This is a genomic window from Halorubellus litoreus (assembly GCF_055378595.1).
This window is the reverse complement of sequence record NZ_AP043836.1, coordinates 3,036,945-3,053,109: the sequence shown is the minus strand read 5'-3', so window position 1 is coordinate 3,053,109 and position 16,165 is coordinate 3,036,945. Positions and strand designations below refer to the sequence as shown.

Annotated in this window: 13 protein-coding genes; 7 read left to right on the top strand and 6 right to left on the bottom strand. The window is 67.8% G+C overall.

Translation table 11 applies throughout. From position 1 onward, the window contains the following. Positions 1–10: 10 nt before the first annotated feature. Together ACZ48X_RS19445 and ACZ48X_RS19440 are read right to left on the bottom strand one after the other, a co-directional pair. Complete coding sequence (locus tag ACZ48X_RS19445; protein WP_336352117.1) at positions 11–1,591, bottom strand: cell division protein FtsZ; 1,581 nt, start codon at positions 1,589–1,591, stop codon at positions 11–13. Between the two features lie 243 nt (positions 1,592–1,834). After that, positions 1,835–3,703, bottom strand: a complete 1,869-nt coding sequence (locus ACZ48X_RS19440; protein WP_336352116.1) for a hypothetical protein — start codon at positions 3,701–3,703, stop codon at positions 1,835–1,837. A gap of 301 nt (positions 3,704–4,004) precedes the next feature. Between ACZ48X_RS19440 and fabG the strand changes: the two genes are divergently transcribed. Beyond that, positions 4,005–4,748 (top strand): 3-oxoacyl-[acyl-carrier-protein] reductase, encoded by a 744-nt coding sequence (fabG, locus tag ACZ48X_RS19435; protein WP_336352115.1) that lies wholly within the window; start codon positions 4,005–4,007, stop codon positions 4,746–4,748. 290 nt (positions 4,749–5,038) lie between these two features. Here the strand turns inward: fabG and ACZ48X_RS19430 are convergent, their stop codons facing one another. Beyond that, a complete protein-coding gene (locus ACZ48X_RS19430) occupies positions 5,039–6,265 on the bottom strand; it encodes an orc1/cdc6 family replication initiation protein (RefSeq protein WP_336352114.1) in 1,227 nt (408 codons plus the stop codon). A gap of 1,063 nt (positions 6,266–7,328) precedes the next feature. Between ACZ48X_RS19430 and ACZ48X_RS19425 the strand changes: the two genes are divergently transcribed. Then, complete coding sequence (locus ACZ48X_RS19425; protein ID WP_336352113.1) at positions 7,329–8,492, top strand: thiolase family protein; 1,164 nt, start codon at positions 7,329–7,331, stop codon at positions 8,490–8,492. Continuing rightward, a complete protein-coding gene (locus ACZ48X_RS19420) occupies positions 8,489–8,986 on the top strand; it encodes a PhlB family protein (RefSeq protein ID WP_336352112.1) in 498 nt (165 codons plus the stop codon). The genes ACZ48X_RS19425 and ACZ48X_RS19420 overlap by 4 nt, the downstream gene beginning before the upstream one ends. Before the next feature lie 100 nt (positions 8,987–9,086). Here the strand turns inward: ACZ48X_RS19420 and ACZ48X_RS19415 are convergent, their stop codons facing one another. Continuing rightward, positions 9,087–9,893 (bottom strand): NAD(P)H-hydrate epimerase, encoded by an 807-nt coding sequence (locus ACZ48X_RS19415; RefSeq protein WP_336352111.1) that lies wholly within the window; start codon positions 9,891–9,893, stop codon positions 9,087–9,089. Beyond that, on the bottom strand, positions 9,890–10,759 hold the full coding sequence (locus ACZ48X_RS19410) for a DUF7547 family protein (RefSeq protein WP_336352110.1): 870 nt from the start codon (positions 10,757–10,759) through the stop codon (positions 9,890–9,892). Before ACZ48X_RS19410 ends, ACZ48X_RS19415 begins: the two co-directional genes overlap by 4 nt. 186 nt (positions 10,760–10,945) lie before the next feature. On the opposite strand from ACZ48X_RS19410, the gene ACZ48X_RS19405 reads away from it, so the two are divergent. Continuing rightward, positions 10,946–11,623 carry a DUF7504 family protein gene (locus tag ACZ48X_RS19405; RefSeq protein WP_336352109.1) on the top strand — a complete coding sequence of 226 codons (678 nt, stop codon included), beginning with the start codon at positions 10,946–10,948 and terminating at the stop codon, positions 11,621–11,623. A gap of 31 nt (positions 11,624–11,654) precedes the next feature. Here the strand turns inward: ACZ48X_RS19405 and trxA are convergent, their stop codons facing one another. Continuing rightward, on the bottom strand, positions 11,655–12,086 hold the full coding sequence (trxA, locus tag ACZ48X_RS19400; protein WP_336352108.1) for a thioredoxin: 432 nt from the start codon (positions 12,084–12,086) through the stop codon (positions 11,655–11,657). A gap of 139 nt (positions 12,087–12,225) precedes the next feature. Between trxA and ACZ48X_RS19395 the strand changes: the two genes are divergently transcribed. The 3 genes from ACZ48X_RS19395 (at position 12,226) to ACZ48X_RS19385 (ending at position 16,162) form a co-directional block, all read left to right on the top strand. Next, positions 12,226–14,685 carry a TrbL/VirB6 family protein gene (locus tag ACZ48X_RS19395; RefSeq protein ID WP_336352107.1) on the top strand — a complete coding sequence of 820 codons (2,460 nt, stop codon included), beginning with the start codon at positions 12,226–12,228 and terminating at the stop codon, positions 14,683–14,685. Between the two features lie 180 nt (positions 14,686–14,865). After that, positions 14,866–15,270: an acyl-CoA thioesterase gene (locus ACZ48X_RS19390; protein ID WP_336352106.1), complete on the top strand. Its 405-nt coding sequence runs from the start codon at positions 14,866–14,868 to the stop codon at positions 15,268–15,270. 106 nt (positions 15,271–15,376) lie between these two features. Next, entirely contained in the window at positions 15,377–16,162 is a 786-nt protein-coding gene (locus ACZ48X_RS19385; protein ID WP_336352105.1) for a ribonuclease H-like domain-containing protein, read from the top strand. Positions 16,163–16,165: the final 3 nt, after the last annotated feature.

Genomic DNA, 16,165 nt, shown 5'->3' with positions numbered 1-16,165 from the left:
CACGGTCACCTCAAGGCATCTGCTCCCGGCCGAGACAGTCGAACAGCGCCTCAACGTGCTCCCACTCGTCGCGGATGCCCGCGGCCAGCCGAGTGTTGCCGTCCTGCTTCATCGTCAGCGCGTGGTCGTACATCTCCGAGAGCGACTGCATCTCCGGGTTCCACAGCGTCCCCCAGAGGTAGACGTCGTCGAGGTACGGCGTCACGAGCCGGTGCGTGTTGATGTCCACCGTCTCCACCCCCGACGTCGACTCCCGGTCGAGGAAGTCCGGGCCGCCGAGGACCTCCCGGAGGACGCCGTCGTCGAGCAGCGGCGCGAGCGACTTCATCTTCTCCTCGGGGCCGTACACGAGGAACGTCCCACCCCACGCCGTCGTCGGGTCGAAGTCCGCGAGCTTGTTCTGGAACAACGCCTTCCGCGCGAGCATCTGGACCTTCGACCGGTCGAACGACGACGCGTGAATCTTCCCGAGCACCGGCGCGAGGACGACCGCGGGGTCGACCTCTCGCTCGGGGTCGAACGGATACTTGTCCTGCACCGGCCGGAAGCTGTCCGCCGGGTCGAACACCTCCCCGCGGATCGCGAGGTCGACGTCCTGATTCAGGACCTGCGGTATCGACGACATCGTGAACGCCTCCAGGAACGACACCAACGGCTTGTTCAGGTCCGTGTACTCGGGCGGATTGTACCGCTCGATGTCGTGGATGCGCGGCTGGATGTCCTGGGTCGCATCCCGGAGCTTCCGGTTGTCGAAGGGGATGATGGCGTCGACGCTCTTCGCCATCCGCGCCATCCCCAGGACGCCGTTGACCTTCGCACGCCCGGACTGCGACGCGTACTCGCTCGGGATGACGACCGACGAGAACATCGGCTTCCCGACGACCTTGTCGTTGTCCAGCACGCGCTCGCGGAGCATGTCCGCGACGACGGGCGTCGACCCACAGCCCGTGCCCTTCGTGACGCTATGGATGAACATGATCGCCTGCGAGTCACGGAGGTCGACCGGACTGCTATCCCAGCGCTCGTTGAACGGATTCCCCTCGTCCTCGAAGTCCGCGAGCGCGAAATCCCGGCCGTGATCCCAGCGATGCCCCGCACCCGCGTAGTTGTGCGCGCCCTGGCCGATGATGCAGTTCGCGACGATGTCGTGCCGGTTGTACGCCTTCTCGACCTGCGCGTAGTACGTCTCCTCTATCTCCGCGACGTTCGTGTTCAGGATGCTCGCGTCCGCGAGGCCTGCGTCCCAGATGTGGACGCGGTCCTCGTTCTCCTCCGAGAGCGTGTTCCGTCGCAACAGCACTGCGTCCACGATGTGATTCCCCGCACCACCGACGCCGAGCATGAACCACTTCTTCCCGACTGCCGACCCCGACAGGTCCTCGCTGCCCGTCGCACTCGACCGGTCCGGCGACCCGTCCGTCGACGGCTCCTCGGGCTCGTCTTCCGCCTCGTCCGACCAGTACCGCTCCTCGACGAATATCGGGTCGTAGAGGTCCGGGTACACCTGCTCGACGGACTTCGGTTCGTCTCGGTGCTCGTGCGCGATGTGCGCTTCGAGCGAGTCCCGCTCCCACCCGTCACGCGACGTCACGCATATCTTACATGTTCCCGTCATGGAGGGTTCTGAGTACGTAGAAACCGTACCGGCGGCGGTATGAAGTTACTGGCCTCCCAACCTTCGCGGACTCGCACAGCGCGCAACCCAGTGTGGACTCGCATAGCGCGCAGCCAACGTGGGTTCGCGAAGCACGCAGCCCAGTGTGGACTCGCATAGCGCGCAGCCGACGTGGGTTCGCGAAGCGCGCAGCCCAGTGTGGACTCGCACAGCGCGCGACTACGTGTACTCGCGCTTGAACCGCTCCTGGAGCGACTCCAGCGCCGCAGCACCGGTTGTTCCCTCGGCGAACCGCACGTCGACGATACCCGGCAGCGTCGACGGCACGTCGACGGACTCGACGAGGTCGCCCTGTCGGGTCGCGAACTGCTCCAGAGCCGCGACCGAGTCCGGCGTCGCGACGAACGACGGCAACCCGTCCGTGTTCACGTGAACCGTCCGGTCACCGCCGTCGACCGCGTCCTTCAGTTCGTCGAGCAACAAGAGCACCTCGTCGACCACCGACTCCATTTCGACGTGCTTCGTCCGTGACGGCTTCTGGCGCTCCGGCTCCGACCGCGTCGACGCCGGAGTCGACGCGGTCGTCGCCGTCGCGTCGACGCCCTCCCGCGACTCCAGAACGACCGCGCCATCACGCACCGAGTACTCGACCTCGTACTCGCGCTCGAACGCCGGCTTCAGCGCCGTCGCCATCGCCCGCGACACCTCCGGCGGAAGCGACAACCGCTCCTGTCCATGCCCGAGCGCCCCCTCGACGCTCCCGAAGAACTGCACCGACGTCAACAAGCCGGCCGCCGTCTCCCGCGCCGCCGTCACTTGCTCTTGCGCGGCATCGAACTGGCACGCGTGCAGGTCCTCGCGAGCCGTCCGAAGCTGGCGCTCCACCGCGTGCACGCTCTCGACCGCGTCGTCCTGCCCGTCAATAGCCAGTTCCTCCACGCGAGCGCGAACCGCGCCCTCCAACCGCTCCAGTTCCTCGCGAGCGCGCTCCACGTCGGTCTCCGCCGCCGTCAGCGTCTCGTGGAACGACGCCTCCGCATCCTCGACGTGCCGCTGGATGCGCTCGCGGTGCACCTCCACGCGCTCCAGCGCCGACACCACCGTCGCCACGTCGTCGCCCTCTCCGTCGAGCATCGACCGGAGCGCGTGGTCGACGTCACCGACGTGCGTCGACCGACCGTCCGGCGACAGCTCGAACTCGCGGAACGTCGTCGGGAGGTTCACGAGGTCGTACTCCGTCCCGTACCGCGACCGCACCGAGATGGCGACGTCCCCACGCTCGACGACGTCGAGCACCGCCTCCGCTAGCCGCGACTCGATGCGTTCCACCGCCGCACCCGGGTCTCGAGCCTCGACGCGCTCGCGGACCTCTATCGCGCGCTCCCGACGCACCGACGCGGCCGCGCTCCCCGACCTGATCGACTCCAGTTCCGCATCCACGTCCGCGTACCACTCCCGTTCTTCCTTGATGGACGACCGTGCGTCCGCGACCGCGTTCGGCGCGTACTCCGCGAGCGTCTCCATGGACTCGTCGTCGAGCCGCCGGTCGACCGCATCGTCGAACGCCGCCCGTTTCGACGCCAGCGACTCCTCGGCGCTCGACAGCGCCGTCGCCGTCTCCACTTCCAGGTCCGCGTCCCAATCACGCGTGTACGCCCCACCGAGCGCCCCGACGCTCGCGACGAACGGCGTCGCCACGAACAGAGCCAGCCCGACACCGCCGACGTCAGCCGAGAACAACGGTGCGTACACCCCGAAGAACAACACGAGGAACAGGACCGACACCAGGCCAGCGAACGCGAACGTCGCGTCCCGGTTCCGCCACGCACCCATCGCGACCCCCTGGCCGACCCACGCCAACGCGATGAGCGCGAACAGCGCGAGGACGAGCGTGGTACTCGACTTGAACTGTACCGCGGCCGCCCGGAACACCGGCATCGAGATGATCGCTTCGACGACACCACCGACGACGGGCACCGACCGCCCCTGTACGCCCGCGAGCGCGAACACCGCCTGAAGGAACGTCCCGACGACGGGCACGCCAGCGACCCCCCACCCGACGAACGGCAATAGCTCTCTCACGTTCATATCCACCCCTCATCAGGCTGGCAAGAAAACGTTTACCGCCGCCGCCCGACCAACCGAGACCTCCACCGCGCCACGAGACCACCGCTCCGCAGGCACCCCGAATCATCCAGCCGCGACCCGGATTCGACGCTCGGCGACCTCGAATCATCTCTCGACGACATTCGGGTCGTCTCGTGACGGTCGTACTCGACGACGACCACCCGAACGTCGACACGTTCTGGTGTCGGCCGAACCATTAAGATGCAGTTGGGCGATTGTCCAGACACCGTCGAGTCGCCATCGGCGACTCGCATCTCAACGCATGTCTATGGAAGGACGCACCTGTGTCATCACAGGTTCAGGGCGTGGCATCGGACGCGGCATCGCCGAACACCTCGGAGCACGAGGGGCGAACGTCGTCGTGAACTATCGGTCGAGCGACGAGGCCGCGCGGGAGACCGTCGAGAGCATCCACGAGAAAGGCGGTGAAGCCATCACCGCGAAAGCGGACGTCTGCGACCGCGACGAGGTCGAGGCGATGCGCGAGCTCGCGCACGACGAGTTCGGGCAGGTCGACGTCCTCGTGAACAACGCCGGCATCACGCAGGACACGCGGTTCGTGAACATGACGCGCGAGGAGTGGGATCAGGTGATGGACGTGAATCTCGGCGGGATGTTCAACTGCACGCAGACGTTCTACGACGACATCTGGAACGCCGACGAGGGTCGCCTCATCAACATCTCCAGTATCGTCGGGAAGCAGGGGAACTTCGGACAGGCGAACTACGCCGCCGCGAAGGCCGGGATGTTCGGGTTCACGCGCACCATCGCCATCGAGCTCGCGTCGGGCGGGTCGACGGCGAACTGCGTCGCGCCCGGATTCACGCGCACCGACATGCTCGCGGAGGTCCCCGAGGAGGTCCAGGAACGCATCGTCGCCCAGATTCCCCTGGAGCGGTTCGCGGAGATCGACGACATCGCGAGTACCGTCCGGTTCCTCGCGAGCGAGGATTCGAGCTACATCACCGGTGAGGTCATCGACGTCAACGGCGGCATGGACCTCTAGACGGTCCCTAGCCGTCTCGTTCCCTGGGGAGCGCGTTCTCACACCAGTCCCGTTCGAATCACGCCCGTTCTCACACCAGTCCCGTTCGAATCACGCCCGTTCTCACACCAGTCCCGTTCGAATCACGCCCGTTCTCACACCAGTCCCGTTCGAATCACGCCCGTTCTCACACCAGTCCCGCGTTGAATCGCTCTCGGTCCAGTGACGGCGTGGAGTCGATACGGGCGGTCGCGAGAATCTCGGCGTTCACGTGCAACGGTGGTGTGTGCGGCGCTGCGGGGGCGCTGGCGTCACTCGCCGTGGTCGCCGAGCGCGGCCTGCGTGGTGCGTTCGAGACCGTCCTCGATGCCGAGTTCGTCCTCGAGCGCGCGCCGCGCGGATTCGAGGGGGACGTCGAGCTCGTAGCTGTAGAAGTTCCCGCGGCTCCCAGAGCGGTTCTCGCGCGCGGTGAGGATACCGAGCATCCGGAGGTCCGAGAGGTGGTTGTGCACCGAGCGCTGCGCGAGACTATCGATGCCCATCGCGTCGCAGACGTCCAGATAGCGGTCGTAGATGTTCCGCGAACGCTCCGGGGTACGCCCGGCGCGTGCCAGCGACACGACCGAGAGGAGCGCGAGGTGGCCGTGCTGCGTGAGTTGTCGAATCCCTTCCTCGACGCGCTCGCGCTCCAGTTCGTGCTGGGCTTGCTCCACGTGGCGTTCCTCGAGGAAGTCGTCGCCGTTGTTCTGCGCTTGCTCGCCGGCGAGCAGCAGGAGGTCGAGCGCCTGCCGCGCGCTCCCACGGTCCTTCGCCGCGAGCGCCGCACAGAGCCGGACGACCGCGTCGTCGTACACGTCCTCGCGGAGCGCGATCTCCGCGCGCGACGAGAGGATGTTCGAGAGCTCCTGGGCGTTGTACGGCGGGAACTGGAGTTCGCGCTCGCAGAGCGTGTCCTGCACGCGCGGGTCGAGTTGGTCGCGGAACTTGAAGTCGTTCGAGATGCCGATGATACCGACCTTCGCGTTCTCCAGGTCGCCCTTCGACCGAGCGCGCGGCAACTCGTAGAGGAGTTCGTCCTTCTCCCCGATGGAATCGATCTCGTCGAGGACGAGGAGGACGGTGCCGCCGACCGCGTCGATCTCCTCGTAGAGCTTGTTGAACACGGTCTGCTGGGGGTAGCCCGTCGTCGATATCTCGCCGCCGTCCGGCCGGAGTTCGTTCACGAGTTCGACGGCGACCTGGTACGAGGACGAGAGCGGCTTACAGTTCAGGGTGAGGACGGAGAGGTCGATGTCGTCGTATCCCCGCGCGTCCTCGCGGAGGCGTTCGAGGAGGTACTCGGTGACCGCGGTCTTCCCGACGCCGGTGTTCCCGTAGAGGAAGATGTTGTTGGGCTCCCAGCCGTCGATGACCGGCTGGAGCGCGTCCATGTACGCGTCGATCTCCTCGTCGCGCTCCTGGATGCGGTCCGGCTGATAGCTCTCTCTGAGCGCGTCCTTGTTTGCGAATATCGTCCGCTTGCGCTCGAAACGACGCATGCGTTCGACCGTAGCACTCACCCTATTTAACGACCGCCTTTTCACGTGATTCGAGTGTTTCGAGTGAACGCCCCGAGTCTGGGTGTCGAATCGGACGGCGGTGGCGAGGGCAGCACGTCGTCACGGATTGCAGTGCCAGCGAACGCGGTCACTTCCTCGCCAGACAGACGGCCTCTTTCCCTCGTCCATCCCCACCCGCTTCCTTTCTTTTCTTTTCTCTTCTTTCTAGTCTAGTCTGTCTAGCTAGACTAGGTAGGGTACGAGACTAGGGAGATTGCTGGTCAGTCTACGTGCGGTGGAGCGTGCAGGGAATGAAGCTGGTGGAGAGTGGAGCGGGTGGAGAGTGGAGCGGGTGGAGAGGGGTGCGTGTGGAGGTGCTGACGAGACGGTGTGGATGGGCTGACGGTGGTGAGTCGTCCGGGGATGATGGAGAGGCGAGTGGTTTGGGGGGTGAGAGACACCACTGTTTCGTGTGAAGCGTGGGTTGGGCTAGGGGTCACGTGCGAGCACACCGTTGTTTCGTGTGAAGCGGTGATAGGTTGCCACCGTGATATCGGTTCGTGACACGCCCTGGATTTACAGAACGGCTGCCTCAAGATTCAGGACAGCCACATTCGACGCCTACCCCCACCACCGTTGCAGGTGAAGACCTCCCCTCGTTGACGCAACCGCGGTCCGTTCACTCCACTCCCGCCCACCCACACTCCATACCCCACCCACCCACACTCCACACCCCCACCCACACCAACCCCCCGCTTCACTCGCAACAGTGGTGTCTCTCTCCCCACCACAACCCCACCTGACACCTGCTCGCGGTCGGAACCATCACCGTCGTTCACTTGCACCAGTGGTGGGTGCAGCGGTTCCCGGGTGGACAACCTTCACGAACACACCACCGTTTCACTCGCAATCACGGTGGGTCAGGAACGACACCCTGCCTCACGACCCCATCCCCATACGAGCCGTTCCATTCCCGGCCAAGCTGCCCCATCCCCGGGTTTCGACTCGAACGTGCTTGTCACCAACACGGAGGTATAAGGCGCATCCGGGCGACGGCTCTCGTATGCGAGATGTCGCGATAATCGGCGCGTCCATGACCCAGTTCGGGCAGCGCGACGCGTGGATCCGAGAGTTACTCGCCGAGGCGGGCGACGCCTGCCTCGACGACGCCGGCGTCGAACCGTCCGCGCTCGACCACCTCTACGTCTCGAACATGGCGAGCGGCGAGTTCGAGGGGATGACGGGCGTCCCGAACGCGCTCGCACACGACCTCGGCGCGCTCGGGGCGTACACCCAGCGCGTCGACCAGACCTCGAGCTCGGGCGGCGCCGGCATCTACGCCGCCTGGCAGTCCATCGCCAGCGGCGCGAGCGACGCGACGCTCCTCGTCGGCGGCGAGAAGATGACGCACAAGACCACCGCGGAATCGACGGACGTCATCGCGTCGCTCACGCATCCCGCGGAGTACAAGCACGGCGTCACCCTCCCGAGTTTCGCCGGCCTGACCGCGCGACACTACCTGGAGCGGTTCGACGCGCCCCGCGAGAGCCTCGCGAAGGTCGCCGTGAAGAACCACGAGAACGGCACGCGGAACCCGCACGCGCAGTTCCAGAAGGAGGTGGACCTCGATACCGTCATGGAGTCGCCCATCGTCGCGGACCCGCTTCGACTCTACGACTTCTGTCCCATCACGGACGGCTCCGCGGCGCTCATGCTCGTCCCCGCGGACGACGCCGAGTCGTACGTCGACAGCGCCGACGACTACGCGGTCATCTCGGGCGTCGCCGGCGCGACCGACACGCACGTCGTGCACGAGCGCGACGACCCGACGGTGATGGGTGGCGTCGTCGAGAGCGGCGAGCGCGCGTTCGACATGGCGGGCCTGGAACCCGACGACGTCGACGTGGCGGAGCTCCACGACATGTTCACCATCCTCGAGTTCCTCCAGATGGAGGGGCTCGGATTCGCCGAGCACGGCAAGGCGTGGGAGCGCGTCGAAGCCGGCGAGACGACGATGGACGGCGACCTCCCTATCAACACCTCTGGCGGCTTGAAGTCGAAGGGCCACCCGCTCGGCGCGAGTGGCGTCGCACAGGGCGTCGAGATATACGAGCAGATCGTCGGGGAGGCCGGGCCGCGACAGGTCGACGCGGACGTCGCGCTCGCGTGTAACGTCGGCGGGTTCGGGAACTGCGTCATCACCACCATCCTGGAGGCAGCAGCATGAGCGACCACGACCACACGGACGACGGCAACGGCAGCGAGAGCGTGCACGACGAACCGCGCGTCCGCGAGGGCCACCTCTCGGGCGACGACCTGACCGCGTACGTCTGCACGAACGGGCACGCGACGTTCCCGGGCCATCAGCGATGCCCGGAGTGCGGCGAGTCGCAGGACGCGGAACTGGACCTCTCGGAGACGCGCGCGGAGGTGGTGACGTGGACGACGAGTACGGCGACGCCACCGGGCGTCCGCGAACCGAATCACCTCGCCATCGTCGAGTTCGACCTCGACGCGGCGCTGGAGGCGTCTCACGACTTCACGGCGGGGACCGTGCAGGGGCCGGTGCGGACGCTCGCGCAACTCACGACGGGCGACGTCGAGTCCGGTGACGTCGTCGAGCCGACGTACGTCGAGGAGCTCCGCGAACCCGGCGCTGGAATCCGCGAACCGGACAGTCAGTCCTGGGACGGCTACCGGTTCGAGCCCGTGGAGTCGTAGCGACGGCACAGACCACCGGTTTCGGCTATTCGTCGACGGCCGCGAGTGCGTTATTCGTCGACGGCCGCGAGTGCGTTATTCGTCGACGGCCGCGAGTGCGTTATGCGTCGACGACCGCGAGTGCGACGACGTACTGTCCGCCGAAGACCGACGGGTCCGGCGCGGGGACGTCCGCGCGCTCGTAGACGCCGTCGGGGATGCCGATGTCGCCGAGGAGAAGATCGCCGGGGACGCCATCGAGTCCCGTCTTCGGGAGTGCGAGCGTGAGCGTAGCGTCCGGGTGGACGGCGCGCCCTGGTGCGTCGCCGGTGGTGGCGTCGAAGCCGCTGGGGACGTCGAGCGAGAGCGAGCGTTTCGACCCCTGGTCGACGACCTGCGCGAGGTCGGCGGCGGTGCCGTCGAGTTCGTCAGTGAGTCCGTACCCGACGAGTGCGTCGATAGCGAGGTCGACGTCGAGGACGACGTCGACCGCGTCGTGGACGGCGCCGTCGCCGTGGACGAGCGTCGCGCTGGTCGCGTCGAGCGCGGCCGCTTGGCTGGCCGGTGCGCCCTCGAGTGCGTCGCGGTCGCGGTCGAGGACGACGGTGACGTCGGTGCCGTGGTTCGCCAGGTGTCTGGCGGCGGCGAGCCCGCCGCCGCCGTTTCCGCCGCCGCCGGCGAGAACAGCTGCGTCCTGGGGGAGTCCACCGACGACCGCGCGGCTCGCCTTCGCGAGGTTCCGGCCGGCGTTCTCCATCATCGACAACAGCGGGAGGCCGACGTCGTCGACGGCTGCCCGGTCGACCGCTCGCATCTCGGCGGCGGTGATGGATGGCACGCGAACGCCGCGAGTCGTCTCGAACACGGGACGGGGCGCGTCCGACGTCCCGCCGCGACGGTCCACGGCCCCTGACCGGTCCGCGGTCATGCGTCCGCGTCGCCCCGTCCACCGTCAGCGTCGTCGCCACCTGCACCCGTCGCGTCGTCGCCACCCCCATCGGCTCCGTCGTCGCCACCTGCACCCGTCGCGTCGTCGCTACCTCCATCGGCTCCGTCGTCGCCCGCGTTCGCGTCCGCGGGCTCGGCGTCACCGCCTGCGTCAGACTCGTCGCGCTTCCCGTATCGGTCCTTGAGCGTCTCTATCTCGGCGTCGACGTCGACCTTCACGCCATCGTCGACGGAATCGGCGTCCTGCGCGCCACCGGTCCCGCTCCGGCCAGCCGGGTCGTCGTCGCGGGCGGCGTCCGCGCGCCGCGCGTCGTCGGCGCGGTTCGCGCGCTCCTCGAACTCGTCGAGCGTGTGGTCGCGCTCGCGCGCCTCCCGGAGTCGCGACTGGACGTCGTCCCGGAGCGCGCGAGCCTCAGCTAGGAGTTCGCCGGCCGCACCGTCGTCGGGGAGCGCGCCGGCGTCGAGCGCGGTCTGGAGGTCCGCGAGCGACCCTTCGAGGCGTTCGAGCGTCCGGTCGCTGACGTCGGCGAGCCGCTCGGCGGACCCCGACGCCCGGTCGCGCGCACCGGTGGCTCGCTCCCGTGCACGATTCCCGGTGTCGACGACGCGAATCGCACGCTGGACGGTCTCCAGGAGCTTGATGTTCACCTCGAGGATCGCGATGGTGCCCGGTATCGCGACCTCGTCGGCGAACCGCACGACCTCGCTCGGCGACGGCGGGCGCGGTAGTCCGAGCGGGCCGCGTGGCGGGTCGCGTCGCAGTTCGTCCCGGAGTTCCTGGAGGACCGTCGACAGCTCCTCCGCGCTGGCCGCGAAGTCGACGTCGTCGTCCCGGCGGTCGGTCATGCCCGAACCTTCTCGCCAGGCGGACAAAAGTCTGGCCCGCCCCACCGCGTCGCCTGGCGGCGATGAGCCGCTCGCCGGACGGGCAGCGGGCACTGTGGATGCTGACGGTTCGACTCCCCCGCGCTTTAATCTTGCACGGCCTCCGCCACAATGTTTATTGTATGCTGTATCCGTAGTTCCGCAAGAATGCGGACCGACCACGGCGGGGGCGTACCCGACAGTACTGCGTTCGCGCAGACGCTGTCGAGTCTGAAACAGGAGGGAAGCAACATCCTGCTCGTCGGGCAGACGAGCGGGACAGCACATCACGCCGCCTGCGAGCGATTGCTCGGTGACGGCGAGCAGCCTCGCCGTCGCGTCTACGTCTACACCGCTGGGAACGAGTCCTGTGGGTTCACGGCGACGGCGCCAACGATGGAGGATTCGGCGTGCATCGTCACGCAATCGACGGACGACGGGACGGGCGTGCACGACGGCGTTCCGGAGTCCATCGAGCGGACGGTCGTCGGCAACCAGTTGTTGGCGTCCCTGGGTGCGGAGATAATCGACGCTGTCGCGGCGTACGACGACGAGTTCGACCTCGCGCCGGCGGAACTACGCCTGTGTTTCGACTCCGTGACGCCGTTGCTCCGCGACCACAAGTCCGAGAACGTGTTCCGCCTCTTGCATATGGTGACGTCTCGCGTCCGCGAGGTCGACGGGATGGGGCACTTCCATCTGCCGCTCGCCCGGGACAGCGACTACGTTCACCTGTTGGAGCCGCTGTTCGACGCGATCGTCGAGGTCCGGGACGGCGAGGACGGTCTCGAGCAGCGATGGGACCTCCGTGACCGCGGCACGGACACGGGCTGGATCTCGCTCTGACGTCCGTCTCTCGCTCTGGCTCTCGTCGAGGTCAGGCGTGTTGTGCGACGAGGGCTTCGAGGCTCGCTTTGTCCTTGGCGCCGACGACGCGTTCGACCGGCGTGCCGTCGACGTAGAGGAGCATGGTGGGGACGCCGCGGACGTTCTGGCGTTGGGCGAGTGCCTGGTGTTCGTCGATGTCGACCTTGGCGACGACGGCGGTGCCGTCGTCGTGGAGCGCTTCGACGACCGGCTCCACCATCTTGCACGGCCCGCACCAGTCCGCGTAGAAGTCGACGAGGACGACGTCGTGGGCGTCCGTCACCTCCTCGAGGTGGTCGGCGCCCTCGACGTGGACCGGGCCGGACGGACGGCCCTGTGCGTCGTCGCCGCTCTCGCTTACGGCCCCGCCATCGCTCAGCTTCTCCTGGAGTTCCTGTCGTTTCTGTTCTCGAATCGCGTCGCGTTCGTCTGTCTCTGTCATCGACGCATCCTACCCGCTCCACGTACCTAAAACCACCACAGATGTGTTGGGTTGGTGCACAACCGCTGTTCGGGCGCGCGTATCGAATCTCGATTTCGGACGACGTTCTTTAACGAACGGCGTCGTACGACCGGTAATCATGACCCCTGAGGTCGTCGTTCCCCTCGCGACCGTCCTGGCCGCGGCCGTCCCGCTCCAGGTTGAGATCAGCGCGCAGTTCCTCGCCGGTGTCGCCGGGACGATACTCCTCATGCTGTTGTTCCTGATGGTGGTCGTCCTCTGGGACATCGCGCTCGCACTGCGGGACGTCGCGGAGAAGATAGACTACCTCGAGGACGACGTGGACTCGGACCTGGCGAGCATCAACGGGACCCTCACCCGCATCTACGACCGGATGGGTGGCGGAACGTCGACGGGCCGAGAGGGCGTTTCTGGAGCGGCAGCGGGTCGAGAGGGCGTTTCCGGTGCGTCAGCGGGCGGAGAGGGCGTTTCTGGAGTGGCGGCAGGGCGCGAGGCGTTCTCTGGAGGGGCGACGAACGTGCAGGGGACTAACGTGGTCGGTGGAGGCGTCTCGGCGTCACCTGGGAACGGCGAACCGGGTGACGTTCGACCCGGGCGGGTTCGGGCGCACGCTGCTGGCGTGAATGCTGCTGCCGGCGGGACGACGAGCGTGAATCCGACGGCCGGTAGCGGGCTCCACGAACCTGAGACCCCCGCGGATGGTCGTCGTCGGGTCGGCATGGCTCCGACCGCTGCGACCGCCGGCACGTCGCCCGATGCGCCCGCGGACGGGGAGCCGGCGGCCGCGGGTGTCGGCGTCGATTCGGGTCGCTCGCGTCCGGGCGCTGCACCGGCTGACGCGGCGCCGTCGGAGGGAGACGCGCGCACCGGCGAGGGGGAACCGACCGACGCAGACGACCGTCCCAGCGACGTCGACAGTACCGGCGACGGCGACGACAGTGACTCCAACGGAAGCACCGACGTGACGGCTGGAGCTGGTCCGACGGCTGCTGGTGCCGTCGAGGAACCGGCGGCCGGCGGTGACGAGAGCGGTCCGACTGACGAGAGCGGTCCGACTGACGAGAGCGGTCCGACTGACGAGAGCGGTCCGTCGGTCGATGCGGCGACCCGGAACGTCGGTCGGTTCGCGTCGGACGGAAGCGGCGATTCGGCGTGGTACGACGTCACGATGAACGTGCCACGGACTGCGCGCACGGACGTCGAAGACGCACCCACTGCTTCGGACGCGGCCGCTGGGGAGACGACCGTGGACGAGCGACTCGGATCGGACGACGAGACGACCGTGGACGAGCGACTCGGATCGGACGACGTACGGAACGCGTACGTCGACCCCGTGTCAGCCTTCGGGGACGAGGACGGCGACGGCGAACCGACGGTCGGCCTCGACGACCTCGGGTCGCGCTTCCAGCCGACGTCCACCGACACCGAAGCCGACGAGAACGCACCCGACGCACCAGACGCGTCCGGCACGGGAGCGGACGGTACCCGGGACGATGACGGGAACTCGGTCGTCGACGAGCCCGAACCGAGCGCCGAGACGACCGACGCGACCGCGGACCCGGGCACGGAGGTCGTGGACGTGGAGACGATGCCGTCCGACCCGGTCGATGCCCCCGGCGACGACACCGGTGGAGACGGCCCTGGCGAGGACACCGTCGACGTCGACACCACCGAAGACGACACCACCGACGACGACGTCGACGGGACCGGGCTCGACGAGGCGGACGTCGACGCGGCTGCGGACGACCCTGAAAGCGGCGGCGCGGACCCCGCCGCTGGTGCGGGCGACGACGCCGACGCGGTCGTCGCGGACCTGTCGGCGGCGAAAGCACGGATCCGTGAGCGACACGAGGACGAGGATGGGTCGCTCGACTACGCGTCGCTCCAGCAGGAGGCGGCGGCGACGCCTGGCGTGAAGGGCAGCGGGATGCCCGCCGAGGAGATGCTGGACGCACTCGCGGCCGCGGCCGTCCACGACCTGGACGACCGCCGCGACGAGGACGTTTCGAACGTCGACGCGGTCGAGGACGCGCTCGCGGAGCGACGCGAGGAGACCGACGACGAATCCGACGGCGGCAGCGAAACCGACGGCGCGCCCGGCGGAGCGGACCGCGAAGCGGACGACGCGACCGGCGACGCGGACGACGGCGGTATCGCGGACCTCGTGAACCGCGAACTGGATACGCTCACCCAGGAGGTCGGGGGGACGAGCATGACGCCCGACGTCTCCGACGCGGACCTCGACGCGGCCGTCGACGAGCTCGACGGCGAGTCGTACACGTTCCCGCTCTCCGGGTCGTCGTTCGACGTGACCGCGGACGCGGACTCCGAGACCGCGACGCTCTCGTTCACGTCCGAGGAACCGATCGACCTCGGCGGTGCGCGCGAACGACTCCTGACCTACCAGTTACGGAACTACCTCGACCGCGACGACACCACGCACGCCGAGTTGTCCGTGAACGAGGACTCGGTCGTCCTCGAGATTCCCGCCGCGGACGGCCCGGCGGTGGACGCGTGGGCGGACGCGACCGTCCAGATAATCGACCGCACGCTCTACCTCTCCAAGGACGACGACTGACAGCACGACGACTGACGGCACGGCGACCACCAGCACGGCGACCACCAGCACGGCGACTGACGGCACGGCGACCACCAGCACGACGACTGACCCGTGGCGTGCACGGACGTGCGGGCGACCGTCCGACCGTGCCTTGTCGAGACCGAAAGACGGAGGGTCGTCGTGGGCTGACCGTTGCGCATGACGGACGACGTGTACGCGGTGGACGTGGCGGTACGGTATCAGGACGTGGACGCGCTCGGACACGTGAACAACGCGATATACGCGACGTACCTGGAGGAGGCGCGCGTCCAGTACCTCCCGGACGTCCTCGGTGACACGGGCGCCATCGAGGCGGTGCTCGCGAACCTCGAGATCGATTATCGCCGACCGGTGACGCTCGAGGACGGGTTCGTGACCGTCGAGATCGAGGTCGTGGACGTCGGCACGAAGAGCGTGACGTTCGAGTACGAGGTGTACGCGAGCGGCGACCTGGCGGCGGAGGCGTCGACGGTGCAGGTGGCGTACGACGGCGAGACGCAGGAGTCCGTGGAGATACCCGAGGAGTGGCGCCAGACGCTCCGCGAGTTCGAGGGCCTGAACTGAACGCGCAGCCGGTGGCGCCGCGCCGGTGACGTCGCGGGCGGTGGCATCGGTGGTTCTCGCGCGGTCGAAGCGAGAGGTTTAGGCGCCGCCCGACGAACGGTGTGTCGTGCGACTGGAGAACAGTTTCATCGGCGTGCGGGGCGTGGGCGAGAAGTCGGAACGGAACCTCTGGCGGTCGGGCATCACGCACTGGGACGACTTCGACCGGGCGGCGGCGCGGTCGACGTCCGGTATCGGGTCGACGACCGCGGCGCGCATCGAGGAGTTCCTCGCGGACGCTCGCGAGCGCCTGGACGACGGCGACTCGCGGTTCTTCGGGGACGCGCTCCCGAGCGGGGAACGGTGGCGGTTGTACGAGAACTTCCGCGACGAGACCCTGTTCTTCGACATCGAGACGACGGGCCTGGACGAGCATCGGAACGACGTGACGACGGTGTCGTTCCACAAGGGCGGTGAGACGACGACGCTCGTTCGCGGCCAGGACCTCACCGCCGAGCGCGTCCGCGAGCAGTTCCAGGACGCCGCGTTGGTGTCGTCGTTCAACGGCGCGCGGTTCGACGTCCCGTTCCTCGAGACCGAACTCGGCGTGACGCCGGACGTCCCCCACATCGACCTGATGTATCCCTGCAAGCGCATCGGGCTCTCGGGCGGCCTGAAGCGCATCGAGCAGGACATCGGACTGGAGCGCGACCAGCCGGACATCTCCGGGCAGGACGCGGTCCGCCTCTGGTACGAGTACCAGGACGGCGACGACCGCGCGCTCGAGACCCTCGTCGAGTACAACCGCGACGACACCAGGAACCTCCAGACGCTCGCCGACGAAGTCGTTCGCCGCCTCGACGACCACGTCCTCCCTAGCGACGCCGCCGGGTTCGACGACGACTGGAAGTAGACT